Source organism: Alphaproteobacteria bacterium, assembly GCA_017308135.1.
In the GTDB taxonomy this organism is placed as follows: domain Bacteria; phylum Pseudomonadota; class Alphaproteobacteria; order CACIAM-22H2; family CACIAM-22H2; genus Tagaea.
On record JAFKFM010000010.1, the window covers coordinates 50,390 to 74,217 of the forward strand.

Below are 23,828 nucleotides of genomic sequence, written 5' to 3' on the forward strand. Positions count from 1 at the left end.
GCTCACGGCCGGCGCATCATGGGGAACGCGCCGGCCGCGATCGCGAGGTGGCGCTTCAGCGGAAGGCGACTTCCTTGTTCCAGCGCTCTTCCCAGGCGCGGTTATTGGCGTCGATATATTCCCAATCGACGTTGATCAGGCTTTCGATCGCATCCTTGCCGTGCGGCACGCGCGCGGCAATTTCGGGCTCGAGCACGGCTTTCGAATTGGCCGTGCCGTAGTTCATGATCTTGGCGAGGTTTGCCGCGATCTCGGGGCTCAGCAGGAAGTTGACGAGCTTCATCGACAATTCCGTGTTGGGACGCCCGGCGACGACTTGCAGCGTGCCGATCAACGCGAACCCGCCCGGCTTCGGATTGACGAACTTGACCGGCAGGTTCTGGTCGGTCGCGAGCCAGTTGGCGCGGCCATTGGTGCAGGTCGAGGCCCAGACCTGGCCGGTGCGGAACAGCGTCGAGAGATCGCCCCAATTCTCGTAGTATTTGGCGACGCTGGGTGCCAGCTCGGCCATCTTCTTGAACCCGGCATCGGGCTTGCGTTCGTCGCCGCCGTTCAACTTGGCCATCGTCACCAGCAGGCTGATCGAATCGACGCGATAGCTGCGGATGCTGACGCGGCCTTTGAGATCATTGCGCCACAGATCGGACCAGTTCTCGATCGGACCCGTGCGGCCGGGCAGGTAGCAAACGCCGAAACTGCCGTAGAACAAGCCGACCTGATAGGGATCCATCGCCGCGACGGGGTAAAGATCCGCCATGTTGGGGATCTTCGACTTGTCGAGCGGAACCAGCAGCTTCTCCTTCTGCATTTGATAGGAGTAGACCGGGTCGGTGATCAGAACATCGACCTCCTTGTTGCGTGCCATCGTCACCGTCGGCGCGCCGAGCCCCGCGACGATGTTGACGCGCACGTTGTTCTCGCGTTCGAATTTCGGCAGATGCGGCTCGAACACGGCCTTCATGGGGCCGAGTTCCGTGGCGTTCATGGTGATCGTCGTCTGCGCGGCGGCGGTACCGGACATCTGGCACGCGAAAGCTGCTGCGAAGGCGACGGAAAGGCTTCCCTGTATGCGCATTTTCCTTCCTCCTTGCCTGATCGGGTGGTCGGTTTAATTCACGCGGCGGTATCGGACGGGGCCGTGGCGCGCGCGGCGTTTTCGAACGCCGCGAGAAACTGGTCGTTATCTTCCGCATGGCCGATGCTGACGCGTAGCCATGTCGCGAAATTCCCGCCCCACGGTTTGACGATCACCCCGTGGCGAAGCAGCGCTTGGGCCATGGCGGCGGCCGGACGCTTGGCATCGAAGAACAGGAAATTCGCCCGGCTTGGCGCCGGTTCGTGGCCCATCGCCGTCAGCGCGCGGGCGACGCGATCGCGCTCCGCGAGCGTGGCGGAAACGGATTTGGCGACCGCCGCTTGATCGGACCACGCGGCACGCGCGGCGATTTGGGCGAGGCGATTGACGTTGAACGCCGTGCGTACGAGATCGAGATGCCGCGCGAAAGCGGATTCGGACGCGACGCCATAGCCGACGCGCAGCCCCGCAAGTCCATAGGCCTTCGAGAAAGTCCGCAGGGCAAGATAGCGTTTGCCCATCCGGTCGAGCATCGGAATGCTCTCGGGGTAGTCGCCGCCGCGCGCGTATTCGTAATAGGCCTCGTCGGCGACGATTACCGTGTCTGGATGGGCGGCGGCGCAGATGGCTTCGAATTCCGCCGCCGGAATGGCGTTGCCGGTCGGATTGTTCGGATTGCACAAAAACAGGAGCTTCGTGCGCGCCGTCAGGGCGGCGATCGTTGCGGCGGCGTCGAGCGAAAGATCGGCCTTGCGCGGTACGTCGATGACCGTCGCCCCCATCACGATCGCGTTATCTCGATAGACGGAGAAGGTGGGGGAGGAAAGTACGACCTCGTCGCCCGGATTGATGAAGCAGCGGCAGGCGAAGGCGAGAATGTCTTCCGATCCGTTGCCGAAGATCAGGCGATCGGTGGCGACGCCCAGCGAGCGCGCGATATCTTCACGCAGATCCCGGCAATTCGGATCGGGATAATGTTCGAGCGAAGCCGCTTCCGCCAAAGCGGCGCGCACGCGCGGGCTGGGGCCATACGGATTCTCGTTGCTACCGAGCTTGGCGATGCGCGGCGGCGCATAGAGGCGGCGGATTTCCTCCACCCCCAAGCCGGCATTATACGGCACGAGGGTCGTGACCGCCTCGCGATACAGCGCGCGCGCTCCTGTTCCGTCGTCGGCATTTTTTGTGATCGAGGTCACGTGCCGCACTGCCCTGCTTATGTATGTCGAGGGCAATTAGGTCAGATATTCCCGCCGTCGTCAATGAGTGTTATATACTAGTATAGGGTATATGGTTGGGATCGATGGAACCGCTCTATAAATTCACGTCCGGCGACGCGCCGGTTTTGGTGAGCGTGCCGCATGCGGGCACGCATATTCCCGCAGAAATCGCATCCACGATGACACCGGCGGCGCTGCGAGTCGAGGATACGGATTGGTTCGTGGATGCGCTTTACGATGTCGCGCCGGCGCTCGGCATCGGATTGTTGACGGCAACGCATTCGCGCTATGTCGTTGATCTCAATCGCGCGCCCGACGACGTTTCGCTTTATCCGGGAAAGAGTGTGACGGAGCTCGTGCCGACCACGACATTCGCGCACCAGCCGATCTATGCGCCGGGCCATGTCCCGGATGCGGACGCGATCGCGCGGCGCGTCGCGCGCTATTGGCGGCCCTATCATACGCTGCTGCGCGACGAACTCGATCGCCTGACGGCGAAATACGGCGCGGTAGTGTTGTGGGATGGGCATTCGATCCGCAGCGTCGTGCCGCGTTTCTTCGACGGCGTGCTGAGCGATATGAATTTTGGCACCGCCAAAGGCCAAGCGGCAAGCGCGTCGCTCGTCGCGGCGGTGTCCAGCGCCGCGAACTCGGAAGACGCTTTCGGCGCCGTTTGGGACGATCGTTTTATCGGCGGCTACATCACGCGGACCTACGGCAAGCCGGCGGCGCGAGTTCATGCCATTCAACTGGAAATGACATGGCGGACCTATATGGTGGAGCAGGCGCCATATAAACTCGATCCGGGCCGCGCCGCCAAAGCGCGCGCCTATATCGCCGCCTGTTTGCGTGCCGCCCGCGATTGGGCGCGCGCGCAACGCGCGTAATAGGAAAGGGTGCGATGACGCAACGGTTGATCGTCGGCATTTCTGGCGCATCGGGCGCGATCTACGGCATTCGCTTGCTGCAGGTGGCGCGCGCCGCAGGATTGGAAACGCACCTCGTCGTCACCAAAACGGCGGCGCAGACGATCGCCTGCGAAACCGACCACTCCTTGAAGGACGTCTGCGAAATGGCGGATGTCGTGCATTCGGCGGCCGATCTTGGTGCGGCGATCTCCTCGGGATCGTTCCGCACGCTCGGCATGATCGTGGCGCCGTGTTCGATGCGTTCGCTGTCCGAAATCGCCTACGGCAACACCGGCGGTCTGTTGACGCGCGCGGCCGACGTGCAACTCAAGGAGCGCCGCCGCGTGGTTTTGCTGGCGCGCGAGGCGCCGCTGCATCTGGGGCATTTGCGCGCGATGACGCAGGCGACGGAGATCGGCGCCGTTGTCTTGCCGCCCGTGCCGGCCTTCTACAATCGGCCGCAGACTCTCGACGATATCGTCGATCACACGGTCGGCCGTGCGCTCGATCTTTTCGGCGTCGAGAGCGGGATCGTGAAGCGTTGGAAAGACTCGGGATCGTCGTGCTCGTAGGATGGCTTCGTGGGCGATTCCACATCCGGACGTTTGAATTGAGAAGCTGACGCTCCGCTGCGTCAGTTTCCACAAAAGGCCTCAAAATGCTTCGATATTGTGGAAAACAATATTGAAACAATTGAATTCTATACGGTCTGGGGGACTGGGCTCGCGGCGATGCCGCTCGGGATTCGAATCCCGCCGCTCCGACCACTCGCAAGAGACGAAGAAGCCCGCCCTGGGAAATCAGCGGCGGGCTTCGGCGTTTTTCGACGGCCGTGGACGCGTGGTGCACGCTCATTCCAAAAGATAGCTTCAGATGGAAAAGGTGGCTTGCGAATATTATGAACAAAGGCGCATTCGCTGTTCGACGGCATATGCAACAGCGTCTCGCATGACGCCCCAGACCAAGCGGAGCCTCCCTCACGAGCCGCGTCTGAAGCGTTAAGCAAGCCAAGCGCGTTATGGGCACCGCAACTCGTCGCGATCGCGGCGCCGACAGCGACGATCGCAAAGATAAAATCAGCTTGTCGATGGCGTAAAACTATCATTCTTTCCGAAACTCAACAGCCTCATCGGTTCGCATGAACGATTCAACGTCCCCCACGGCAGACGTAAGATCTGCCGGTCGTTACATTCTCATTGGTATTCTCACCGTTGCGCCACTGACGGTTACCTGGATTATTCTCGATTTTCTTTTTGCGCAGTTATCGAGGGTCGGGAAGCCTTGGGTCGCGACGATTGCGCGCGGAATCGCTCCGGAAAGTCCAGGCACAGCCCAGTTATTGCAGAATGAGACGTTCCAATCGTTTGTTGCCGTTGGCGTTGTTTTATTGGGATTGTGGCTGCTCGGCTGGGTGGCGAGCCGCGTCATCGGGCGGCGCTTAATCGGAATTTTCGAACGCCTGATTGGGCTCATTCCCTTTGTAGATAAGGTATATCACGCGACCCAACGCTTCTTGACCATCGCCGGTGGTACGCAAGACGGCGCGCGCCGTGTGGTGTTAATCGAATTTCCGTCGCGCGATATGAAAGTAGTCGGGTTTGTGACGAAGACGCTTGTCGATGCGAATTCGGGTACCCAATTGGCAGCTGTTTATGTGCCGACGGCGCCGAATCCGACTTCGGGTTATGTCGAGATTGTGCCAATCGAGAATCTGGTATTCATCGACTGGACATTCGACGAGGCGATGGCCTTCATCGTGACTGGTGGCTCCAGTGCGCCGGATCGGATCGCATACAGCCACCCACCGCCACGCGGCTAACCCACCATGCATTTTTAAAGTGCGGCAGCAACGCCATCGGGCGTTCGCGCCGGAAACGGCAAGATCGACTTGGGGTTTTCGCCGAAATTTTTCGTACCTACGATGAACGCAGACGCATCCGATTGACCCATGACGAGTCGCGCAGCGCGAGGCGCGATATAGTCGATGCCGGCGACGTTCTCGGAAACCGTGGCCAAGATGCGACTTTGGAATTGCGAGGTTCGACGCTATGCCGCCGACCGACACGATCGCGTCCGCGCTGGGCGGAATTGGGCTGTTTCTGCTCGGCATGTCGATGATGACCGAGGGACTCAAGGCGGCCGCAGGCGGTGCGCTACGCGACTGGCTGGCGCGAGCCACGCGGACGGTGCCGCATAGTTTGGCGGCCGGCTTCCTGATTACGGCTTTGGTTCAATCGTCCAGCGCGGTGACGGTCGCCGCGATCGGGCTCGTCAACGCCGGACTGCTCGGCTTGACACAGGCGGTATGGCTGGTGTTCGGCACCAACGTGGGCACGACGATGACCGGCTGGATCGTCGCGTCGATCGGAGTAAAGGTCGATGTCGCGGCGCTTGCTTTGCCAATGATCGGTTTGGGCATGGCCTTGCGCATTGCGGCGGGCGGCCGGGAAAGGATCACCGGCGGCGGCGGCGCGATCACGGGATTCGGGCTGTTCTTCCTTGGCATATCCTTTCTTCAGAACGGCTTCGCGCACGCCGCCGACACGCTGGTGCTGGGCTTGCCGGCGGAGGGCGGAATCACCAAAACGGCGATGCTCGTCGCCGTCGGCACCGCCCTGACTGTGCTGATGCAATCGTCCAGTGCCGCGCTCGCGGTGACGCTCGCCGCCAGCGCTGGCGGCGGTCTCGGTATCGAAGCGCTCGCGGCGGTCGTCGTGGGCACAAATATCGGCACGACGTCGACCGCATTCTTCGCGGGTCTTGGCGCGACATCGGCTGCTCGGCGCGTGGCGGCGGCGCATATCATCTTCAATGTTGCGACGGCGGCGGTCTCGCTAACGATCCTGCCGCAACTCGTCGCGGTCTCGGCATTTCTCGTCGATGTCGTAACTTCGGCGAACGCGCCGGCAGCGACGCTGGCCGTGTTTCATACCGTCTTCAACGTTCTCGGCGTTGTCTTGATGCTGCCCGTAGGCGGCCTGCTCGTCCGCTGGCTCGCGCGGATGTTCGCGAGCGGCGATGAGGCCGTTGCACGGCCTAAATTCTTGGACGCCGGCCTCGAGGCCGTGCCGGCGCTCGCGGCGGGCGGTTTGATCCGCGAAAGCGAACGGCATTTGGCCGCTGCGGCTGCAGCCGTTCTTGCCACCGGCGATGCGCATCGACGCGAAAGCGAAGGCGGCAAGTTGAAGGGGCCCGCGGCGGTTCGAAGCCTTGGCGTCGCAATCCGGACGTTTCTGATTCGCCTCGGCAAGTCGCCGCTTCCCGCCGATATGGCCCGCGCGCTGCCGCATGTTTTACGCGCCAGTCAGCACACCGACGCGCTCGCCGGGATCGCGTTGCCAGCGATGCCGCCGTCGATCGCCGCCGGTTCTCCGCTCGCCGGCGGCGTCGAGCTTATCGAGAAGGCGACGCGCGGCTGCCTCGCTTTGACCGTCGAGAGCGGCGGCGATACGGCGCGGATACGGGCCGCGACCGGCGAGGTGGAGGGCGCTTACGAAGCGTTGAAAACGACGCTTCTGTCGGCGACGGCCGCCGGCGTTATGGATGTCCAAGAATTCGACCAGATGCTTGATCGCGCGCGGTCGTACCGGGAGGCGGCGCGGTTGGCGTGGAAGGCGCACAACCGGCTGGCCGCCGCTCGCGCGGCGATGGGCGTAGCCGGGGACAGGCGCGTGTAATTCCGTGCGCTTCCGGCGCCCATCGCCCGGCGACCGTTCAAGCGCGCACGACGATCGTATCCTGCGCGAGAAGCGCGGTCAGCGTTTCCGCGACGCTTCCGAACACGAGGCTATCGATACCGATCCGCCCATGCGTTCCAAGAACGACGAGATCCGGCGACATGCGTGGAAGCTCTTCAAGCAGAATCCCGGCTGCTCGACCTTGCGCGACACGGATGGAACGGAGCCCGTGCCCATAGGCCGCGGCCCGTCCGGTATCGGCAACGCATTCGGCGGTTAATTGCTCGAGCCGACGCCGGAGCGCCGCCTCATCGGCAGCATCTCCGCCTTCGTCGATATGGACGACTTCGATCGCCGCGTCGGGAAATGCCTTCAGCGCGAAGGTCAGCGCCTTGCGCGACGACCCTTCCAAATCGACGGCGGCCACGATCTTCGCGTAAGGGCGCCGCGCGCGCGCCTTGACGACGAGAATCGGGCAATTCGCTCTCCGGATAATGTTATCGATGACGGTACCGCGAATCATACCCATCAAAGTCATGTCGCGCGGGCTGCCGACGACGACAATCTCGGCGCCCATCGTGCCTGCGGCACGGACGACTGTGTCGTCGATCGCGCCCTGAAGAACTTCGCCCGTCACGACGATCCGTCCGGCCGGAGTATTTTCTATGATTTCGGTGGTCAGCCGCGTCATGGCCTCCCAGAGCCGGCCGATCGCGACCCCATCGGCGGGCGCCGAGGGTTCGGCAACATGTACGAAATGGACGGCGGCGCCTTGCGCGGCAAGCATTAGCGCTCGATCCGCAGCCCGATCCATGCAAACGCCGAGATCGACGGCGACGAGAATACGCTGGAGCCTGTACGGCTCTGCGCCGCGCTCGCCGATTTCCGTGTTCTTCATTCTTCAGTCTCCCGTTCCGGCGGCGGCAATACGAGGACGTCGATCGACGCCGAAGCGAGTACCCGTTCCGCGACGCTTCCCAGTACGGCCCGCGCCAATGTCGTGCGGCTTTGCGTGGATACGACAAGGAGATCGGCTCGACGCGCGACGGCTTCCTCTAGAATTTCCACGGCGGGCGCCGCCGCTTCGTGGCGGACGAGGCACTCGGCGCTGGCGGCGCCGATCTCAGTCGCGAAAACAACTAGATCGCGCCGTGCGTCGGCGCGCAGCCCATCAAGATAGTCTTCGCGGTCGCGTTCCGCGACGAACGACGACATCGCCAGCCGCAAGGCCGGTGCATCGAACACGTTCAGTATGGATCGCCGGCCACTGAAATAGTAATCCAGCCGGACGAGCCGTTTGAGTGCTTTGCGCGAGCCCTCGGAGAGATCGGTCGTCAGCATGACATGGCCGTAATCCCCGAAGGGCGGGCCGTTCGCCATCAGGACCGGGCACGTGGCCGCGCGTATCGTGCGTTCGGCCGTCGTGCCGGTGAACGCATCGCGTAGAATTTGACGCCGATGCGGACCGATGACGAGCATGTCGGGGGCCGGATCGTCCACCGACTTCAAAATCCCCGCGAACGGATCGGCGAGTTCGATGCGAATCGTCGAGGCGACGCCATCGACGCTTTTCAACGACCCGGCGAGTTCCGTCAGCAGCAGCCACGCCTCGTGCTTCTCTTGCTCGACAATGCGGCGGGGACGATCGTCGTCGATCACGTGGACTAGATCGATCACGGCGCCGCTACGCCGCGAGAGAAGTACGGCGCGCCGCAACGCTCGATCGGAGCGTTCCGAGAAATCCGTCGCTAGTGCCAGTCGCTTCATGCGTTGATCACCCGCTTCAGTGAAGTGCGTATTCGATCACAAGTTACAAGTGCCGTACTTGATGCAGGTCAATGAATGCGACGCTTGTTCGTCTACGTTGACGGTCAACGCCAATTCGCAGTGAGGTGGCGGTTAAAGAGTTTCCCGTCTTCGTGATGTAGAAAAATATCGATATGACAAGCTCAAATCGGTCATTTGACATCCGTATCGAAAGCCCTTGCAGCCAGAAAACAGGGCATTTTCGCCAACTAAACCTCGGGACGGCGTTTGCGGCGCAACTACGCAAACACCATCCGAGATATGGGTATGTCTCGGGTTTTCACGGATGATAAATTTCGCAGAAGTTGCATTGTTGCTGGCGGTGGCGGCTGCGGTCGGTTTGGCCGGCAGCATTTTGCGCCAGCCGTTGATCGTCGGATTCATCGCAGCCGGGCTGCTTGCCGGACCGTCGGCATTGAATATCGTCGCCGCAACGGGCTATATCGAGTTGATGTCCGAGCTTGGCATCGCCGTCCTGTTGTTTTTGGTGGGCATCAAGCTCGATGTGGCGCTGATCCGCTCTTTAGGTTACGTCGCCGTCGTCACGGGGCTCGGCCAAGTCGCTTTCACGTCTTTCTTCGGCTATCTCATCGGTCTTGGCCTCGGCCTTGATCATGTGACGAGCTTGTATGTCGCGGTCGCGCTGACATTCTCGTCAACGATCATCGTCGTCAAACTCCTCTCCGACAAGCGCGAGATCGATTCCCTTCACGGGCAAATCGCGCTGGGCTTCTTGATTGTTCAGGATCTGTGCGTAGTAGCGGCGATGGTCGCGTTGTCAGCGATCGGGATCGGCGCCAACGCCGAAGATGTTGCGGAGCCGGGATCTTGGTTCGCCATCTTGGCGGCGGGGACGGGCCTCGCCGCCGCTGTCTTCCTGTTCGTAAAGTTCTTCGCGACGCCGCTGACAATGTGGCTGGCGCGTTCGCCCGAGTTGTTGACGATCAGCGCAATAGCTATCGCGGCGATTTTTGCGGCGGCGGGCGAAGCGGCAATGCTCGGCAAGGAAATCGGGGGGCTGTTGGCGGGAATCGCTTTGGCCTCGACGCCGTACCGCGAAACAATCTCCGCGCGGTTGGCGCCGCTGCGCGACTTCCTTCTGTTGTTCTTTTTCGTCGCGTTGGGCGCGAAGCTCGATTTGTCGACACTTGGCGCGCACGCAACCGCCGCAGCGGTGTTTTCGGCTTTCGTACTGGTCGGCAATCCACTGATCGTCCTCGCGATACTCGGGGCTATGGGTTACGCGAAGCGGACGGGCTTTTTGGCCGGTCTGACGGTCGCGCAGATCAGCGAATTTTCGCTGATATTCACGGCGATGGGAGTATCGCTCGGGCATGTGGGCCCGGACGCTCTGGGGCTGGTTACGATGGTGGGGCTCGTTACGATCGCGGCATCGACCTATATGATCGTTCACTCCCATCGACTCTACGCGCTGTTCGAACCTGCGCTCGGCGTGTTCGAGCGCGGCGGCGCGCATCGCGAAGAGTCGTTCGCTGGGCGCCGCATGTCGGGCGAATTCACGGTAGTCGTTTTCGGGCTCGGACGCTTCGGTACGGCAATCGGGACACGGCTTCGGCAACGCGGAATTCGCGTGCTCGGGATCGACTTCAATCCGCAAGCAGTAAAGCGTTGGCGCGAGCTCGGGTTGGACGCCGAATTCGGCGATGCCTCGGACCCCGAATTCGTCTCCGAGATTCCGTTCGGCCGGGCCCAATGGATCTTGTCCACCGTGCCGATCCACCCGGCTGGCCTCAGCCATGAAGACGCGCGGCGCACATTGATTCAGTTGACGCGGTCGGCGGGGTATCGCGGTCGGATCGCGGCGGCGTCGCATGGAGACTACGATCGCCGCCTGTTGCAGGAAGCGGGGGTCGATCTGGTGCTGGAGCCTTTCCAAGACGCCGCCGATCGCGCGGTCGAGTTGCTGTGCGGCGCAGAACCCGTCGAACGTATCGATGTTTCGCCGATCGCCGCCGAAGGCGGCAAGGCCGGGTAACGATGAAGAATTCCCAGAGTGGAGGCGCGCTGATATGAAACTCACCGATCCCCATGCGCGCGACGTCGAAACCTGCTTCGCGGCGTTCGCATCCGGCCCCGGCGGTCTGACGGCGGATGAAGCGGCAAGGCGGTTGGCCGAACATGGCCCCAACCGGCTGCCGCCGGCATCTTCGCGCGGGCCTCTTCTGCGCTTTCTGATCCAGTTTCACAACGTTCTGATCTACGTGCTGCTGGCGGCGGCGGCGGTGACGGCTGCTATGCAGCACTGGATCGATACCGGCGTCATCCTTGCGGTGGTCTTGGCCAATGCGATGATCGGATTCATCCAAGAGGGTAAGGCCGAAGCGGCGATGGCCGCGATCCGGGACATGTTGGCGCCCCATGCGGCCGTGCTGCGCGATGGGCGGCGCATGACGATCGACGGTGCCGAACTCGTGCCGGGCGACATCGTCATTCTCGATGCCGGCGACAAGGTACCGGCGGATCTTCGCATCGTCGAGGCGCGCGGCTTGGCGGCGCAAGAGGCGGTTCTGACGGGCGAGTCCGTGCCCGTCGAAAAGTCTGTGGACGTCGCACGGCCGGATGCAGCGCTCGGCGATCGGCGATCGATGCTTTGGTCGGGCACACTGATCACGAGCGGTACGGCGCGCGGCTTGGCGGTGGCGACCGGGCGCGACACGGAAATCGGCCGTATCGGCGGTTTGTTGGAAGGCGTCGAACAATTGACCACGCCGCTCGTCGCGCAGATGGACCACTTCGCGCGATGGCTGTCGTTTTTGATCCTTCTCGCGGCTGCTCTGCTGCTGGTCTATGGGTACTTCGTCGGGCATCACGACTTCTCCGAGTTGTTCATGGCTGTCGTTGGCCTCTCGGTCGCGGCAATCCCGGAGGGGCTCCCGGCCGTGATGACCATCACGCTGGCGATCGGCGTGCAGGCGATGGCGCGCCGGCATGCCATCGTGAGACGGCTTCCCGCCATCGAGGCGATCGGCTCGGTCTCGGTCATCTGCACCGACAAGACCGGGACGCTGACCCGCAACGAGATGACCGTCGCCGCCGCCGAGACGGCGGATGGTTCATTCGCCGTAACGGGCGAGGGATACGCGCCGTCGGGAACGATCGCTCCGGCCGGCGATCTGACGCGGCTGGCGCGCGCCGCGGCGCTTTGCAACGACGCCGAGCTTCATAGCGACGGCGCGCACTGGACCGTCGAAGGCGATCCAATGGAAGGTGCGCTGCTGGCTTTCGCGGCGAAAGCGGGTGTCGTCCGCGACGGACGCCGATTGGACGCCGTTCCGTTCGATAGCCGTCACCGGTTCATGGCCGTTCTGACGGAGACCGCCGGCGAGCGTGTAACCTGTGTGAAGGGCGCTCCCGAGCGGGTCCTTGGAATGTGTGCTGGTATCGACGCTGGGCGATGGCAAGATCGGGCCGACGCGATGGCGCGTCGTGGATTGCGGGTCCTCGCTTTCGCCGAGCGTGCCGAGGCGGGCGCGAATATCGATCACCTCGCGCTGGAAGGCGGCTCGACGTTCATCGGGCTCGTCGGATTGATAGACCCGCCGCGCCCCGAGGCGATCGCTGCGGTCGCCGAATGCCGTGCCGCCGGCATCCGTGTCAAGATGATCACCGGCGATCATGCCGGTACGGCGGCGGCGATCGCCGCGCAGATCGGTTTGGAAAACCCGTCCCGCGTGTTAACGGGCGCCGATTTGGACAAGCTCGACGATGCGCAATTGGCGCTCGAGGTTGCGAGCGCGGACGTTTTCGCGCGCACCAGTCCCGAACATAAACTGCGCCTGGTGACGGCGTTGCAGGCGCGCGGCCTGTCGGTGGCGATGACGGGCGACGGCGTGAACGACGCTCCGGCGCTGAAACGGGCCGACGCGGGAATCGCGATGGGGCTCAAAGGATCGGAAGCCGCCAAGGAAGCCGCCGATCTAGTGCTCGCCGACGACAACTTCGCGTCCATCGCGGCGGCGGTGCGCGAAGGCCGCACGGTGTGGGACAATCTCAAAAAGGTGATCAGCTGGACGCTGCCGACCAACGCCGGCGAAGCCATGGTTATTGTGCTCGCCTTGTTGCTTGGCTTGGCCCTGCCCGTGACGGCGGTGCAGATCCTGTGGATCAACTTGATCACGGCGGTCACTCTCGGACTAGCGCTGGCGTTCGAGCCAACGGAACCCGGCACGATGGCGCGTCCGCCGCGCGCGCGGGATGCGCCGATTCTAAGCGGTGAGCTGGTCTGGCATGTCGTTCTGGTCGCGGGCCTGTTTCTGGCGGCGGTGTTCGGCGTGTTCAGATACGCGATCGATCGCGGTTATCCGATCGAACTCGCGCAGACGATGGCGATGAACACACTGGTCGTCCTCGAAATCTACCATCTCTTCTTCATCCGCAACATTCACGGCGCGTCGCTGACCTGGGCGGCGGCGAAGGGAACGAAGGTCGTTTGGACGGTCGTCGTCGCGATCACGGCGGCGCAGTTCGCGGTGACCTATCTGGCGCCGTTGCAGGCCGTGTTCGGCACGCGGGCGGTCCCCGCGGGAGACGGCATTCTGATCGTCGCGATCGGCGCCGCGTTCTTCGTGGCGGTGGAGATCGAGAAGCAGATCCGGCTTGGGCTCGGCGCGCGGTTCGTCGGCAGGATTCCATGATTGGCCGGAAGTGGCAGACGGGCTGGTTTTCCGGCGTGGTGGTGTGGTTTCCGCGACAATTCATCGCTCATGTTGGACTTGCTGTCGCTAGCGCAGTCGCCAAATTTAGAACGAACGATTCGGGGAGGATAGAATGACGATCGACAAAACGACCGCCAAGGACATCATGACGACGCGCGTTGCATCGATCGCGCCGGACATGTCGGTGCGATTGGCCGCCAAGCTCATGTTGAAACGCAAAGTCAGCGCGCTGCTGGTGCTCGATTCGAAGCGCCGGCCGATCGGGGTGCTGAGCGAGGGCGACCTCGTGCACCGGATCGAACTCGACACGCGAAAGAAGGGCTCCTGGTGGCTCAATCTTCTGACCCCCGATCGCGATCTCGCGCGCGACTATGCGCGCGCGCATGGGCGTAAGGTCGCGGATGCGATGAGCCGCCAGGTCGTGACCATCACGCCGGACACGAAGCTGCCGGCGATCGTCGCGTTGCTCGACAAGCATCGCATCAAGCGCGTGCCCGTCGTCGGGGAAAGCGGCCGCGTGGTCGGCGTCGTCAGCCGAGCGGACGTGCTGAGCGCCTTCGCCAAGGCCGCGCTGGCGGCGGAAGGCGGCGTGGCACTCGGCGATGCCGAATGTTCTGCCGAGATCCGCAAGCGCCTGCGCAAGGAAAGCTGGAGCGACAGCGCCTTGGTTAACATCTCGGTGGATTCCGGGGTCGCGCGCGTATGGGGGGTGGTCGCTTCGCGCGCGCAACACGATGCGGTGCGGGCCCTTTGCGAGGAAGTTCCCGGCGTTCGGCACGTCGATCTCGACGCGTTGCAGGTCGCCCGAAGCGCGATCGCGCTGAAGCACAGCTTGCGTATCCCGATCTGACGGGAGCTTAGATGGGCCGAATATCTCGCTTTGTGGATTCCAGATTAGGCGTATTTTCCACAATAGGCCTCAAAATGCTTCGATATCGTGGAAAACATTGTTGATATTTAATGATTTTACACGGTCTGGGGGACTGGGGGTCGTGGGTTCGAATCCCGCCGCTCCGACCATCACGTGAGAGACGAAGAAGCCCGCCCTGGGAAACCAGCGGCGGGCTTCGGCATTCTGCATCACAAGTCTTGCGCTGGCCGCTTGCCTGAAAGGGCGAGCCATGGGCGCCGAAGCACCTTTCCCAATATGCGGGTCAAGGAACCACCAAAGACAGCAATGGGGCGTATTGTTGCGCGCCGAAGATATCGCCGTCCCCTGGAGACCCCGACGGTCTTTCCCGCAACATTGTGAACTTAATCGCGAATGCCGGATCGAACGCGACGAAGTCGGTGATCCGGGCTTCGTCGATCCCAAACAGTGCCGCGACGCTTGGCCGGGTCAGCACGTTCGATTGGAGGACGCGCCGATAGTTATCGCGATCGGTGAAAATGATATCGAACGTGATCTTGTCCGTCCCCGCGTTCTTGGAGCGGATCGTCTTGGCGAGGCTGGAAAGGGTCGTGGACGACATTGTTGATCTCCGCTTTCAGGGGCCGACCGTCGCGATGTGACAGGGAAAAAGCTCCAGCGGATCGTCGACGGCAACCGTGTGGTTGAGAGTCCAGCGATAAGCGGCGCTGGCCCGCAACACCTCGTCGAGCGCGAAGGCCACGGAACCGGCGGTTCCCTTCACATCGGGCAGCCGGGCATAGAACATCTGGCGCGTGCCCGTCATGCAGACTTCCTCGGCCATCTCGGCCGTCGGCGCGATACCCTGGACCATGACGGCGAGCTCGTGGGCGGGCTTGTCGCGGTCCGGATCCATCGTGCCCATCACGCCGTCACGCCCATATACCGTGTAGTGCAGCTCATGGTTCGCATTGCCGAAGCGTTCGCGCGCTTGCTGGCGGGCCCATTCGATGACTTTGTCGACATTGGCGATCGTGTAAGGGTCGCGAATTCCGACGATCCCCACATATCGTTCGCCGATCTTCCCCGCGCCCTCGAGCTTGACGCGCACGCGCGCCGCCGGCTCGAACTGTGGCCCGGTTACGCGCGTCGTCTTGGGGCCAACCTGTTCGTAGTGGCAAGCACTCATGTCCAAACGGCCGCCCGCGACATACTCGTAGAACGGGTTGGATCGCTCGTACATCGCGTGCCCGGCGACCGATGCCACCGTGCAGCGCTGCTCCGGATGCATCGCGGTGACGCGTACCGCGTCGTCGGTGATCTCGCCCAGAACCGTTTCCTTGCCGCCATAGGGTTCGGCGCAGAACGAGGCGCATTCCAGCACTTTGCCGAGATAGTAGGATAGCGCCTCCGGATATCCGGCCCGGATCGCAGGCGCCGCGAAGATCGCGCAATCGCTCGAGCGTCCGCCGATGATCACATCGGCGCCCATGTCGAGCAGTTTGATGAACGGATGGACCCCGGCCATCGCCACCACGCGCTCCGTCGCGTCGAGTTCCGCTTCCGTCAGATTCTCGCGCGCATCCAGGCCGGTGACCGGATCGTCCGAGCGCATTTTTCCGCGCAGCCACTCCTTATCCACCTCGGAATAGAAGTATCCGAGTTTGAAAGGCGCGAGTTGGTGCTTGCGCGCCAGCTCCCGGATGATCCGGACATACATATCCACGCGGCTGTTCGTGCCCGTGTCGCCCGCCGATCCGATGATCATCGGGACGCCCTTGCGCCGCGCGGCGAGCAACATCAATTCGAGATCGTGGGTCTGCCAGGCGAGCGGGCTGGTCGAGGTGTCCGAACCGAGCGGTCCCGGCCCCACATCGTCGCTGCCCGAGTCGGCGGCGATGATATCCGGATCCGCTTCCACGCCGATCGCGAAGCTCGCGGTCTTCGAGGGTGCGAAACCGAGATGTCCATTCGGGCATATGACCTTCATCGAGCGTGACACGACTGCCTCCTCAAGCTTTATCGATGTTCCCGGCATCGGTGAGGCCGAGCCGCTTCATTTGGTGGCGTAGAGCGTGGCGGGTCAGGCGCAGCGAAGCCGCCGCCCGCGCGACATTGCCGCCCGCGTTCTCCAGCGCCTGCCGGACAAGTTCGCGCTGAAATTGCTGGCTGGCGGCGTGGAAATTGACGGGTGCGTCGGCGCGCAAACCGGGCATCGCGATGCCTTCGGCCTCCGGCGTCGAAAGCCCCGTCCGCGGCGTCCTGACGTCACGCAGAACGCGGGCTGGAATGTGGCTCAGTTCGATCCGATCGGCCTCTTCGAGGGCCACGATCCGCTCGAGAAGGTTCTCGAGTTCGCGCACATTGCCGGGCCACCGATAGGCGGTGAAAAGCGCCTCCACCTCAGCCGAGATCGCCATGGGTGAGCGCTCGTAACGGACACATAGTTCCGCAAGGAAGTGCCGGGCCAGATAGACGATGTCGGCCCCACGCTCGCGCAGCGGCGGCAGGTTGATCGCGATCACCTGCAGCCGGTAGTAGAGATCCTCGCGGAACCGCCCTTCGCGCACTTCGGCGAACAAGATCCGGTTCGTGGCGGCTATGAAGCGCACATCGACCGTGATGGGCGCGACCGACCCGATCCGGCGGAATCGCTGCGTATCCATCAAGGTAAGGAGTTTCGCCTGCAGGACCGGACTCAACTCGCGAATTTCGTCGAGGAACAGCGTGCCGCCATCGGCCGCCTCGACGAGCCCGATCTTCTTCGTCGTCGCACCTGTGAAGGCGCCGCGCTCGAAGCCGAACAGCTCGGACTCAACTAGTTCCGCAGGCATCGCGGCGCAATTGATGTCGACGAAGGGCGCACCCGCCCGATTCGACTCTTCGTGAATCGCCCGGGCGACCAGGCCTTTGCCCGTCCCCGTTTCGCCATAGATCAGAATGGTCCGGGCAGGGCTCCGAGCCGCCTTCCCGATGAGACGCCGCGCATCTTCGATGGCTGGATGCCGGCCGAGGATCTGTCGGAGCGCAGGAATACTCGGCTTCATACGCGTGCCTCGCGCGTCAACGTACGAAGATCCGCGACTTCTCTTGGCGATTGGCAGGGCGCGCCTCGGGAGAACAGAATTGCTAGGTCGATCGTCCGGTAAACGACGGTCGATACGGTATGGGATCCGTCTTCCCCGCCGTGACGGCAAAGTCCCTCACGCCGCTCGTCGCCATGATCGGCCATCGCGCGCATGATCGTTTCGGGCTCATCCGGGGCGCCCCCGGCGCCGAGCATCGCGCCCAGCGTTTCGCGCCGTCCAAGAGTCGATCTGAGCGCGGCGGGCGAAAGACGGGAGCGAACGGTGTCCGGATTCTCGCACCAGAAATGATTGCTGCGGAAGGCGGGCGCATGCCGCGAGATTCGCGCGCCGTCATGGAGCAGTTCGACCACCGCCACGTCGCCGCTTGCATCGGCTAGGATCAGACTGCCGCCGCCAGCATGGCGTAAGGCTGCGATCGTTGCGCAGACTTCCTCCACGTTACTGCAGGAATTCAAAAGCCGCGTCATGAGGAAATAGCGAAGCCAGCCGATGCCGTGCGTTGGCGCTTGGATCGACGTGTCGGCCAGCGCAAGTCCGGCCGCATTCATCCCGGATGAATAAGCGCCCGGCGCTCCCAGTGTTCCCACGCAGAAGAAGGGGCCTCCGGCAGACTTTGGATCGACATGGAGGAACGTTTCCTGCCCGTCGCGGTGCGGACCGGAGAGGTCCCGGTTCTTGGCCAGCACCGCGCCGCCGGCGGGGGACGGCCGCGCCCACGCCGAACACCCGTCGGTCTCGTGGATCCCCGAAAGGTTTGACAGGTGAAACAGCGCGAACACCTGGTCTTCGTCGATGCGGAAGCCTTCGCAAATGCCCCGCATCTCCGCAAGCTCTGGCGCGGCGTGCTCTTCGGCGAACGCCCGTTGTTGCGCGAGGTAGCGTCGCGCCGATACGGTCTCGAGCACCGAGCGGGCGGCGGAATGGCGTTGCGCCACGGTCGAAGCCACGGCCGCTGCATCGACACCGTGCAAGCGCGACTGGGCAAGCCCCCGCGTATAGGCATCGCCGGTCAAGACGCGTGGATGCAGAGGTTTCGTCATGGTGTCTGTCCGTGCAGATGGCAGGCGACGTTATGTCCGGGCCCCATGTTCGTGATCGACGGCGCCTGCGTCGCGCAGATCGGCATCGCGTTCGGACACCGCGTATGGAATCGGCAGCCGGACGGCGGGGAAAGCGGTGAGGGAAGGTCGCCCGTCAGCCGCAGCCGCTCGGTGGTATCGCCCCTCTTCAGACGGGGTGCGGCGGCGATCAATGCCCGCGTGTAGGGGTGTGCGGGCGATCCGAGGATGGCGTCGCGCGGACCGATTTCGACGATCTCGCCGAGATACATCACCGCGATCCTGTCGGCGAGGCGTCCCACAACCGCGAGGTCGTGACTGATGAACAGATAGGTGAGGCCGAACTCCTGCCGGAATCCGAGGAGAAGCTCGAGAATCTGCGCCTGGACCGACACGTCGAGCGCCGATACCGGCTCGTCGCACACGACGAATTCAGGCTTGAGGATCAACGCGCGGGCGATCCCGATGCGCTGCCGCTGACCGCCGGAGAATTGGTGCGGATAACGGCGCAGATGGTCGGGCGAGAGCCCGACCTTCGGCAGAAATGACGCTGCTCGTTGTTCCGCCTCGCGCGACTTCGCGCCCTCGTGCAGCCGGATGGGCAAGCCCACAATCTCGCCGACCGAGCGACGCGGGTTGAGCGAAGCGTAGGGGTCCTGGAAAATGATCTGCATGCGGCGCCGATACGGCCGGAATACCTCGTCCGGCATCCGCGAGATCGAAACGCCGTCAAACGTCACTTCTCCCGCGTCGGCCCTATGCAGGTTGAGTACGGTGCGCCCGAGCGTCGACTTGCCGCAACCGGACTCCCCGATCAAACCCAGAGTCTCGCCGCGTGCGATGGAGAAGCTGACTCCGCTCAAGGCACGAACCAATACCGGCGGACGGCGTGCGATCCGCTCCAGCAAGGGGGTGGCGAGCGGGAAGGCTTTCGTCACCGACGCCGCGGTCAACAGTGGGGCATTCGCGACCTCAGACATTGCCGATCTCCAATGCCCGCAGGCACCGCGACTGGCGGTCGTCGTTCGGCCGCGCGAGAGCGACGGGAACGCGACAGGTTTCCAGCGCCATGTCGCAGCGATCGAGGAATCGGCAATGTGCCGGCAGGCTCGTCGCTGCCGGAACCTGCCCCGGAATTGGACGGATGGGTTGGTCCAGCGTGTCGAGGCTGGGCATCGACCGCAGTAATCCTCGGGTGTACGGATGCATCGGCCGGTCGATCACCGCCGCCGTCCGTCCTTGTTCCACGACCTGTCCGGCATACATCACCATCACGCGGTCGGCCTGCTCGGCGACCACGCCGAGATCGTGGGTGATGAGGATGACGCTCATTCCCAGTTCGGCGCGAAGATCCCGGATCAGATCCAGCACCTGGGCCTGGATCGTCACGTCGAGCGCGGTTGTCGGCTCGTCGGCGATCAATAGGCGCGGACGGCAGGCGAGCGCCGTGGCGATCATGATGCGTTGGCGCATACCCCCAGAGAACTGGTGGGGGTAATCGTCGAGCCGCGCCGCGGCGGCCGGAATGCCGACAAGCCGCAGCATGTCGATCGCCTTGCTGCGCGCCTCATCCGTCGAGCGTGCGCGCCCGTGGGCGAGCATCACCTCTGTGATCTGCGTGGCGACGGTAAAGCCGGGATTCAGCGCGGTCAGCGCATCCTGCATCGTGATCGCGATGTCTCGTCCGCGGATCGCACGTCGCTGTCCTTCGTCGAGCGACAGAAGGTCGACGCCGTCGAACCGGAGCATTCGCGCCACGACGCGGCCCGGCGGCCGGACGAGACCAAGCACGCTGAGAAAGGTGACGCTCTTCCCCGATCCCGATTCGCCGACAACACCGAGGCATTCGCCGGCGTGGACCGTCAGCGACACGTCGTCGACTGCTTCGACGAGACCGGCGCGGGTCGGGAAGGTCGTCCGCAGACCCTCGACGACGAGCAGCGGGCTCCGGTCGGGCGTCCCGTTCATTCCTGGATCCTTGGATCGAAGGAGTCGCGCAGCGCTTGGCTGACCACATTGATCGCCATGACCAGCAGCAGGATCGCGATGCCGGGAAATGTCGATACCCACCACGCGTCGATCAGAAACTCGCGCCCGTCTGCCACCATCGATCCCCAGGAGGCCGTCGGCGGCTGCACGCCAAGTCCCAAAAAGGAAAGACTGGCTTCCAGAATGATCACGTGAGCGACGCGCACCGTGGCGACGACGACGACGGGCGACACGATGTTGGGCAGGATCTCACGCAGCATGATGTGCGCGCGCGACGCGCCGAGCGACTTCGCGGCTTCGACATATTCGATCTCGCGTGCCGCCAGCGTCTCGCCGCGAACGATGCGGCATGGAACGACCCATTCCTTGTAGACGAGCGCCAGCACGATGTTCTGCAAGCCCGGGCCCATCATCGCCATCAGGCCGATGGCGAAGATGAGATAGGGGAAGCCCAGCAGGATATTGACGACGCCCGAAATAAGGGTATCGACCCAGCCGCGCAGGTAGCCGGCGGCCAAACCGGCGACAATTCCGGTTATCGTCGCGATCAGTACCACGATCGCGCCGACGAGAATCGATACGCGTGCACCGTAGATCAACCGCGATAGGATATCCCGCCCCAGCGCGTCGCACCCCAGGGGAAATGCCCATTCTCCCCCCAGCCACGCCGGCGGCTGGAGACGACGAAACAAATCGGCTTCACCGGGATCATGCGGCGCGATCCACGGCGCGAACGCCGCGGCGAACACGAACAGCAGCGTGATGCCGGCGGCCCACAGCGCAAGATGATTCTCGCGGAAGCGGGCGACTCCGAGTTGCAGCGGAGATTCCGCGTCGCGGGCGAGGACGGCGCCAGCGCTCACAACCGGACCCTCGGGTTGAGCTTGGTGTAGAGCAGATCCGCGAGGAAGTTCAGCATCACATAGGTCACCGCATAGAGCAGCACGGCGGCCTGAACGAGCGGATAGTTGCGGCTGAAGATGGCCTCGACGACGAGCCGCCCCAAGCCGGGCCACCCGAAAACCGTTTCGACGATCATGTTGCCGCCGAGTAGCGATCCGGTCTCAAGCGCCGCGACCGTCACTGTCGGGATCAACGCGTTTTTCAGAGCGTGCCGGCCGATGACCCGCGCGCGGCTCAGTCCCTTCGCCTCGGCGAACAAGACGTAATCCGACCGGAGCACCTCGATCATCGAGGAGCGGGTCACGCGCATGAGCACGGCGGCCATCGGCAGCGCGAGCGTCACGGCGGGAAGCGCGATATGTCGTAGCGCCTGCCAAAAGCTATCGAATCGCCCCGCTAACAGCGCGTCGGGCAGAAGCATCCCGGTTATCGCGGGTACCTCGCTCGCGTAACCGATGCGGCCCGCCACGGGGAACCATCCCAGCTTCACCGAGAATAGAAGGATCAGCAGAATTCCGAACCAGAATCCCGGCATCGAGACACCGAAGAGCGAGGACACGGTCGCCAGCCGGTCGAGCCAGGAGTTCTTCCGGACCGCCGCAAGAACACCGAGCGGGATCGCGATGACGAGCGACAAGACGAGGGCCGCGAGGGTCAACTCGATCGTCGCCGGAAGCCTTTCTCCGATCACCTCAATCACCGGCCGGCGATGAAAGAACGACAGTCCGAACTCGCCGCGTGCCGCATTTCCGATGAACAGCACGAACCGCTCGTGGAGTGGACGGTCCAGTCCCATGTCGTGGCGCAGCGCGGCTTCCTGTTCGGGCGAGGAGCGCGAGTCACCAAGCATGATCTGCACCGGGTCGCCGGGCGTGAGCGTGATCATCAGGAAGACGATCACGCTCACACCGAGCAGAACCGGAACGAGGCCGATCAGTCGCTCGACCAGTCGCGCCATTCGCATCGAAGTGAACCCGCCTTTCGAAGCGCCGCGTTAGTCGACGCTCGCGTCATGCAGGTTGATGCGCGAATCGGCCGAAGGCGACCAGCCCTTCAGGCGCTTCGAAACGCCGTAGAGATCCTGCGGCAGCCACAGGAAAATCCACGGCGCCTGCGCGTTCACGATCACTTGCGCCTCCTTGTACATATCCGCCCGCTTGGCGGGGTCGGCTTCCGTTTCGGCCGCGTCGAGCAACGTATCCACCCTCGCGTTCGAGAAGCCGGCATAGTTTCCGCGCCCTTTGGTGCGCAGCGTCGGGACCATGATGTCCGAGGGGTCGAGCGCCCCGTTGCCCCACGAGGTCAGATAGGCGTCACGCTCCGCGCGTTTGTCGGCGGTAGCCCACATCGGCGAGATTACGGCGCCTTCCCACACCTGAACTTTGGCCCTGATATTCGAGCGGCCCATAAGTGCTGCGATCGCTTCGGCCGTCGATTTGAACGCGCCGGTCGTGTCGATGGTGAACTCGATGCCGTTCGGATAGCCCGCTTCGGCAAGCAGCTTCTTCGCCTGTTCGGGATCGTATTTGTACTCGGGCAACGCGCTGTTGAAAGCGAACGCGTCGGGGCTCATGACGCCGTTGAGCGCGGTCGCCTTGCCCTCGAGAATCCGGTCGATGATGAGCTTGCGGTCGACCGCGTGATTGAGCGCCTTGCGAACGCGCGGGTCGTCGAACGGCTTGCGCGCCATGTTCAGCGCCACAAAGAACGTGCGGGTGCCGTTCACGGCCATGACTTTTGCACGGTCGCTCGCCTCGACCTGCCGGATCGACGAAGCCGGCAACTCGTTGATGATGTCGACTTCGCCGGCCAGCAGCGCCGCGACGCGCGACGCGTTCTCCGGGATGATTTTGAAGATGACGCGATCCGGCTTCGCGGGGCCGACGGGCGGAATCGCCGACGAACCGCCATAGTAGTTCGGATCGCGCGCCATGATGATGGAATCACCGCGGCGCCATTCCACCAGCTTGTACGGGCCGGGGCAGTCGACGCTCGTCGCCAGCGCGGCATCGCCGACCTTCTTCGCGTGTGCCTCGGAGACCATCTCCTGGAACGGCAGCATGGCCGGCAGGATCGCCCACGGCGCCGACAGCTTCAGGCGCAGGGTCCGCGCATCGACGATTTCGGTATCCGACAATGGCCCAAGCAGGCTTTGGCGCGGGCTGGTCTGGCCGCCCATGGCGTTCGGCTTGGTGAGCCGATCCAGGTTGAACTTCACGTCCGATGCCGTGAAGGGCGCGCCGGAGTGGGATTTCACACCCTCGCGGATTTTGAACTCCCAAGTCTTTTCGTCGATCTGCCGGTAGGACTCGGCAATTTCTGGAACGACCTTCATCGCCGCGTCGCGGGTCAGCAGACCGTCGCACATATTGCGAATGATGGTCTCCGTTTCCCTGTTGCGATGATTGGCCGGATCCAGCGTCTGCGCGTCCTGGCTGAAACCGACGCGAATTTCTCCGCCGGCATGGGCTCCGCCAGCGGCCGCGATCGTTGCGATACCAATGCCGCCGAGGAGCATCATCATCGGCTTCAGCGCAGTGGCATGCTTTGTCTTGTGATGTGCGACAGCCATCTTTGTGC

At 63.4% G+C, this 23,828-nt stretch carries 20 protein-coding genes; 7 read left to right on the forward strand and 13 right to left on the reverse strand.

Features of this window, described 5'->3' with window-relative positions; all coding sequences use genetic code 11:
* Window positions 1–55: 55 nt before the first annotated feature.
* Window positions 56–1,075 (reverse strand): extracellular solute-binding protein, encoded by a 1,020-nt coding sequence (locus J0H39_17140; protein ID MBN9498480.1) that lies wholly within the window; start codon window positions 1,073–1,075, stop codon window positions 56–58.
* A gap of 38 nt (window positions 1,076–1,113) precedes the next feature.
* Window positions 1,114–2,223 carry a histidinol-phosphate transaminase gene (gene hisC, locus J0H39_17145; GenBank protein ID MBN9498481.1) on the reverse strand — a complete coding sequence of 370 codons (1,110 nt, stop codon included), beginning with the start codon at window positions 2,221–2,223 and terminating at the stop codon, window positions 1,114–1,116.
* A 152-nt stretch (window positions 2,224–2,375) separates the two neighbouring features.
* Here hisC and hutG point away from each other — a divergent pair, with 152 nt between their 5' ends.
* The 4 genes from hutG to J0H39_17165 all read left to right on the forward strand — a co-directional run bounded on the left by hutG (window position 2,376) and on the right by J0H39_17165 (window position 6,877).
* Window positions 2,376–3,179, forward strand: coding sequence for an N-formylglutamate deformylase (hutG, locus tag J0H39_17150; GenBank protein MBN9498482.1), 804 nt, complete (start codon window positions 2,376–2,378; stop codon window positions 3,177–3,179).
* Between the two features lie 14 nt (window positions 3,180–3,193).
* Window positions 3,194–3,772: a UbiX family flavin prenyltransferase gene (locus tag J0H39_17155; protein MBN9498483.1), complete on the forward strand. Its 579-nt coding sequence runs from the start codon at window positions 3,194–3,196 to the stop codon at window positions 3,770–3,772.
* A gap of 566 nt (window positions 3,773–4,338) precedes the next feature.
* Complete coding sequence (locus J0H39_17160) at window positions 4,339–5,019, forward strand: DUF502 domain-containing protein (protein ID MBN9498484.1); 681 nt, start codon at window positions 4,339–4,341, stop codon at window positions 5,017–5,019.
* A gap of 229 nt (window positions 5,020–5,248) precedes the next feature.
* Window positions 5,249–6,877 carry a Na/Pi cotransporter family protein gene (locus J0H39_17165; protein MBN9498485.1) on the forward strand — a complete coding sequence of 543 codons (1,629 nt, stop codon included), beginning with the start codon at window positions 5,249–5,251 and terminating at the stop codon, window positions 6,875–6,877.
* 37 nt (window positions 6,878–6,914) lie between these two features.
* Here the strand turns inward: J0H39_17165 and J0H39_17170 are convergent, their stop codons facing one another.
* Complete coding sequence (locus J0H39_17170; GenBank protein ID MBN9498486.1) at window positions 6,915–7,775, reverse strand: universal stress protein; 861 nt, start codon at window positions 7,773–7,775, stop codon at window positions 6,915–6,917.
* On the reverse strand, window positions 7,772–8,644 hold the full coding sequence (locus tag J0H39_17175) for a universal stress protein (protein MBN9498487.1): 873 nt from the start codon (window positions 8,642–8,644) through the stop codon (window positions 7,772–7,774). The genes J0H39_17170 and J0H39_17175 overlap by 4 nt, the downstream gene beginning before the upstream one ends.
* A 325-nt stretch (window positions 8,645–8,969) precedes the next feature.
* On the opposite strand from J0H39_17175, the gene J0H39_17180 reads away from it, so the two are divergent.
* The 3 genes from J0H39_17180 (at window position 8,970) to J0H39_17190 (ending at window position 14,209) form a co-directional block, all read left to right on the forward strand.
* The gene (locus tag J0H39_17180) at window positions 8,970–10,679 is read left to right on the forward strand and encodes a cation:proton antiporter (protein MBN9498488.1); all 1,710 of its coding nucleotides are present in this window, start codon (window positions 8,970–8,972) and stop codon (window positions 10,677–10,679) included.
* A 34-nt stretch (window positions 10,680–10,713) separates the two neighbouring features.
* Window positions 10,714–13,338: an HAD-IC family P-type ATPase gene (locus J0H39_17185; protein MBN9498489.1), complete on the forward strand. Its 2,625-nt coding sequence runs from the start codon at window positions 10,714–10,716 to the stop codon at window positions 13,336–13,338.
* Window positions 13,339–13,471: 133 nt separating this feature from the next.
* A complete protein-coding gene (locus J0H39_17190) occupies window positions 13,472–14,209 on the forward strand; it encodes a CBS domain-containing protein (GenBank protein ID MBN9498490.1) in 738 nt (245 codons plus the stop codon).
* Between the two features lie 304 nt (window positions 14,210–14,513).
* Here the strand turns inward: J0H39_17190 and J0H39_17195 are convergent, their stop codons facing one another.
* Genes J0H39_17195 through J0H39_17235 form a run of 9 tightly spaced genes read right to left on the reverse strand, consistent with a single transcriptional unit; the run spans window position 14,514 to window position 23,769 of the window.
* A complete protein-coding gene (locus J0H39_17195; protein MBN9498491.1) occupies window positions 14,514–14,831 on the reverse strand; it encodes a DUF4387 domain-containing protein in 318 nt (105 codons plus the stop codon).
* A 15-nt stretch (window positions 14,832–14,846) separates the two neighbouring features.
* Window positions 14,847–16,199, reverse strand: coding sequence for an acyclic terpene utilization AtuA family protein (locus tag J0H39_17200; protein MBN9498492.1), 1,353 nt, complete (start codon window positions 16,197–16,199; stop codon window positions 14,847–14,849).
* A 22-nt stretch (window positions 16,200–16,221) separates the two neighbouring features.
* Window positions 16,222–17,256: a sigma-54-dependent Fis family transcriptional regulator gene (locus J0H39_17205; GenBank protein MBN9498493.1), complete on the reverse strand. Its 1,035-nt coding sequence runs from the start codon at window positions 17,254–17,256 to the stop codon at window positions 16,222–16,224.
* Window positions 17,253–18,338: a hypothetical protein gene (locus tag J0H39_17210; GenBank protein MBN9498494.1), complete on the reverse strand. Its 1,086-nt coding sequence runs from the start codon at window positions 18,336–18,338 to the stop codon at window positions 17,253–17,255. Before J0H39_17210 ends, J0H39_17205 begins: the two co-directional genes overlap by 4 nt.
* The gene (locus J0H39_17215) at window positions 18,335–19,336 is read right to left on the reverse strand and encodes an ATP-binding cassette domain-containing protein (protein MBN9498495.1); all 1,002 of its coding nucleotides are present in this window, start codon (window positions 19,334–19,336) and stop codon (window positions 18,335–18,337) included. Before J0H39_17215 ends, J0H39_17210 begins: the two co-directional genes overlap by 4 nt.
* On the reverse strand, window positions 19,329–20,324 hold the full coding sequence (locus tag J0H39_17220) for an ABC transporter ATP-binding protein (GenBank protein MBN9498496.1): 996 nt from the start codon (window positions 20,322–20,324) through the stop codon (window positions 19,329–19,331). The genes J0H39_17215 and J0H39_17220 overlap by 8 nt, the downstream gene beginning before the upstream one ends.
* On the reverse strand, window positions 20,321–21,208 hold the full coding sequence (locus J0H39_17225) for an ABC transporter permease (protein ID MBN9498497.1): 888 nt from the start codon (window positions 21,206–21,208) through the stop codon (window positions 20,321–20,323). Before J0H39_17225 ends, J0H39_17220 begins: the two co-directional genes overlap by 4 nt.
* A complete protein-coding gene (locus J0H39_17230; GenBank protein ID MBN9498498.1) occupies window positions 21,205–22,212 on the reverse strand; it encodes an ABC transporter permease in 1,008 nt (335 codons plus the stop codon). Before J0H39_17230 ends, J0H39_17225 begins: the two co-directional genes overlap by 4 nt.
* Before the next feature lie 30 nt (window positions 22,213–22,242).
* Entirely contained in the window at window positions 22,243–23,769 is a 1,527-nt protein-coding gene (locus tag J0H39_17235; GenBank protein ID MBN9498499.1) for an ABC transporter substrate-binding protein, read from the reverse strand.
* Window positions 23,770–23,828: the final 59 nt, after the last annotated feature.

Bases quoted from the DNA above. Each gene is read 5' to 3' on its own strand.
- J0H39_17140 (MBN9498480.1), bottom strand. From the start codon at position 1,075: ATGCGCATACAGGGAAGCCTTTCCGTCGCCTTCGCAGCAGCTTTCGCG.
- hutG (MBN9498482.1), top strand. From the start codon at position 2,376: ATGGAACCGCTCTATAAATTCACGTCCGGCGACGCGCCGGTTTTGGTG.
- J0H39_17155 (MBN9498483.1), top strand. From the start codon at position 3,194: ATGACGCAACGGTTGATCGTCGGCATTTCTGGCGCATCGGGCGCGATC.
- J0H39_17160 (MBN9498484.1), top strand. From the start codon at position 4,339: ATGAACGATTCAACGTCCCCCACGGCAGACGTAAGATCTGCCGGTCGT.
- J0H39_17165 (MBN9498485.1), top strand. From the start codon at position 5,249: ATGCCGCCGACCGACACGATCGCGTCCGCGCTGGGCGGAATTGGGCTG.
- J0H39_17170 (MBN9498486.1), bottom strand. From the start codon at position 7,775: ATGAAGAACACGGAAATCGGCGAGCGCGGCGCAGAGCCGTACAGGCTC.
- J0H39_17175 (MBN9498487.1), bottom strand. From the start codon at position 8,644: ATGAAGCGACTGGCACTAGCGACGGATTTCTCGGAACGCTCCGATCGA.
- J0H39_17180 (MBN9498488.1), top strand. From the start codon at position 8,970: ATGATAAATTTCGCAGAAGTTGCATTGTTGCTGGCGGTGGCGGCTGCG.
- J0H39_17185 (MBN9498489.1), top strand. From the start codon at position 10,714: ATGAAACTCACCGATCCCCATGCGCGCGACGTCGAAACCTGCTTCGCG.
- J0H39_17190 (MBN9498490.1), top strand. From the start codon at position 13,472: ATGACGATCGACAAAACGACCGCCAAGGACATCATGACGACGCGCGTT.
- J0H39_17195 (MBN9498491.1), bottom strand. From the start codon at position 14,831: ATGTCGTCCACGACCCTTTCCAGCCTCGCCAAGACGATCCGCTCCAAG.
- J0H39_17200 (MBN9498492.1), bottom strand. From the start codon at position 16,199: ATGAAGGTCATATGCCCGAATGGACATCTCGGTTTCGCACCCTCGAAG.
- J0H39_17205 (MBN9498493.1), bottom strand. From the start codon at position 17,256: ATGAAGCCGAGTATTCCTGCGCTCCGACAGATCCTCGGCCGGCATCCA.
- J0H39_17210 (MBN9498494.1), bottom strand. From the start codon at position 18,338: ATGACGAAACCTCTGCATCCACGCGTCTTGACCGGCGATGCCTATACG.
- J0H39_17215 (MBN9498495.1), bottom strand. From the start codon at position 19,336: ATGTCTGAGGTCGCGAATGCCCCACTGTTGACCGCGGCGTCGGTGACG.
- J0H39_17220 (MBN9498496.1), bottom strand. From the start codon at position 20,324: ATGAACGGGACGCCCGACCGGAGCCCGCTGCTCGTCGTCGAGGGTCTG.
- J0H39_17230 (MBN9498498.1), bottom strand. From the start codon at position 22,212: ATGCGAATGGCGCGACTGGTCGAGCGACTGATCGGCCTCGTTCCGGTT.
- J0H39_17235 (MBN9498499.1), bottom strand. From the start codon at position 23,769: ATGATGCTCCTCGGCGGCATTGGTATCGCAACGATCGCGGCCGCTGGC.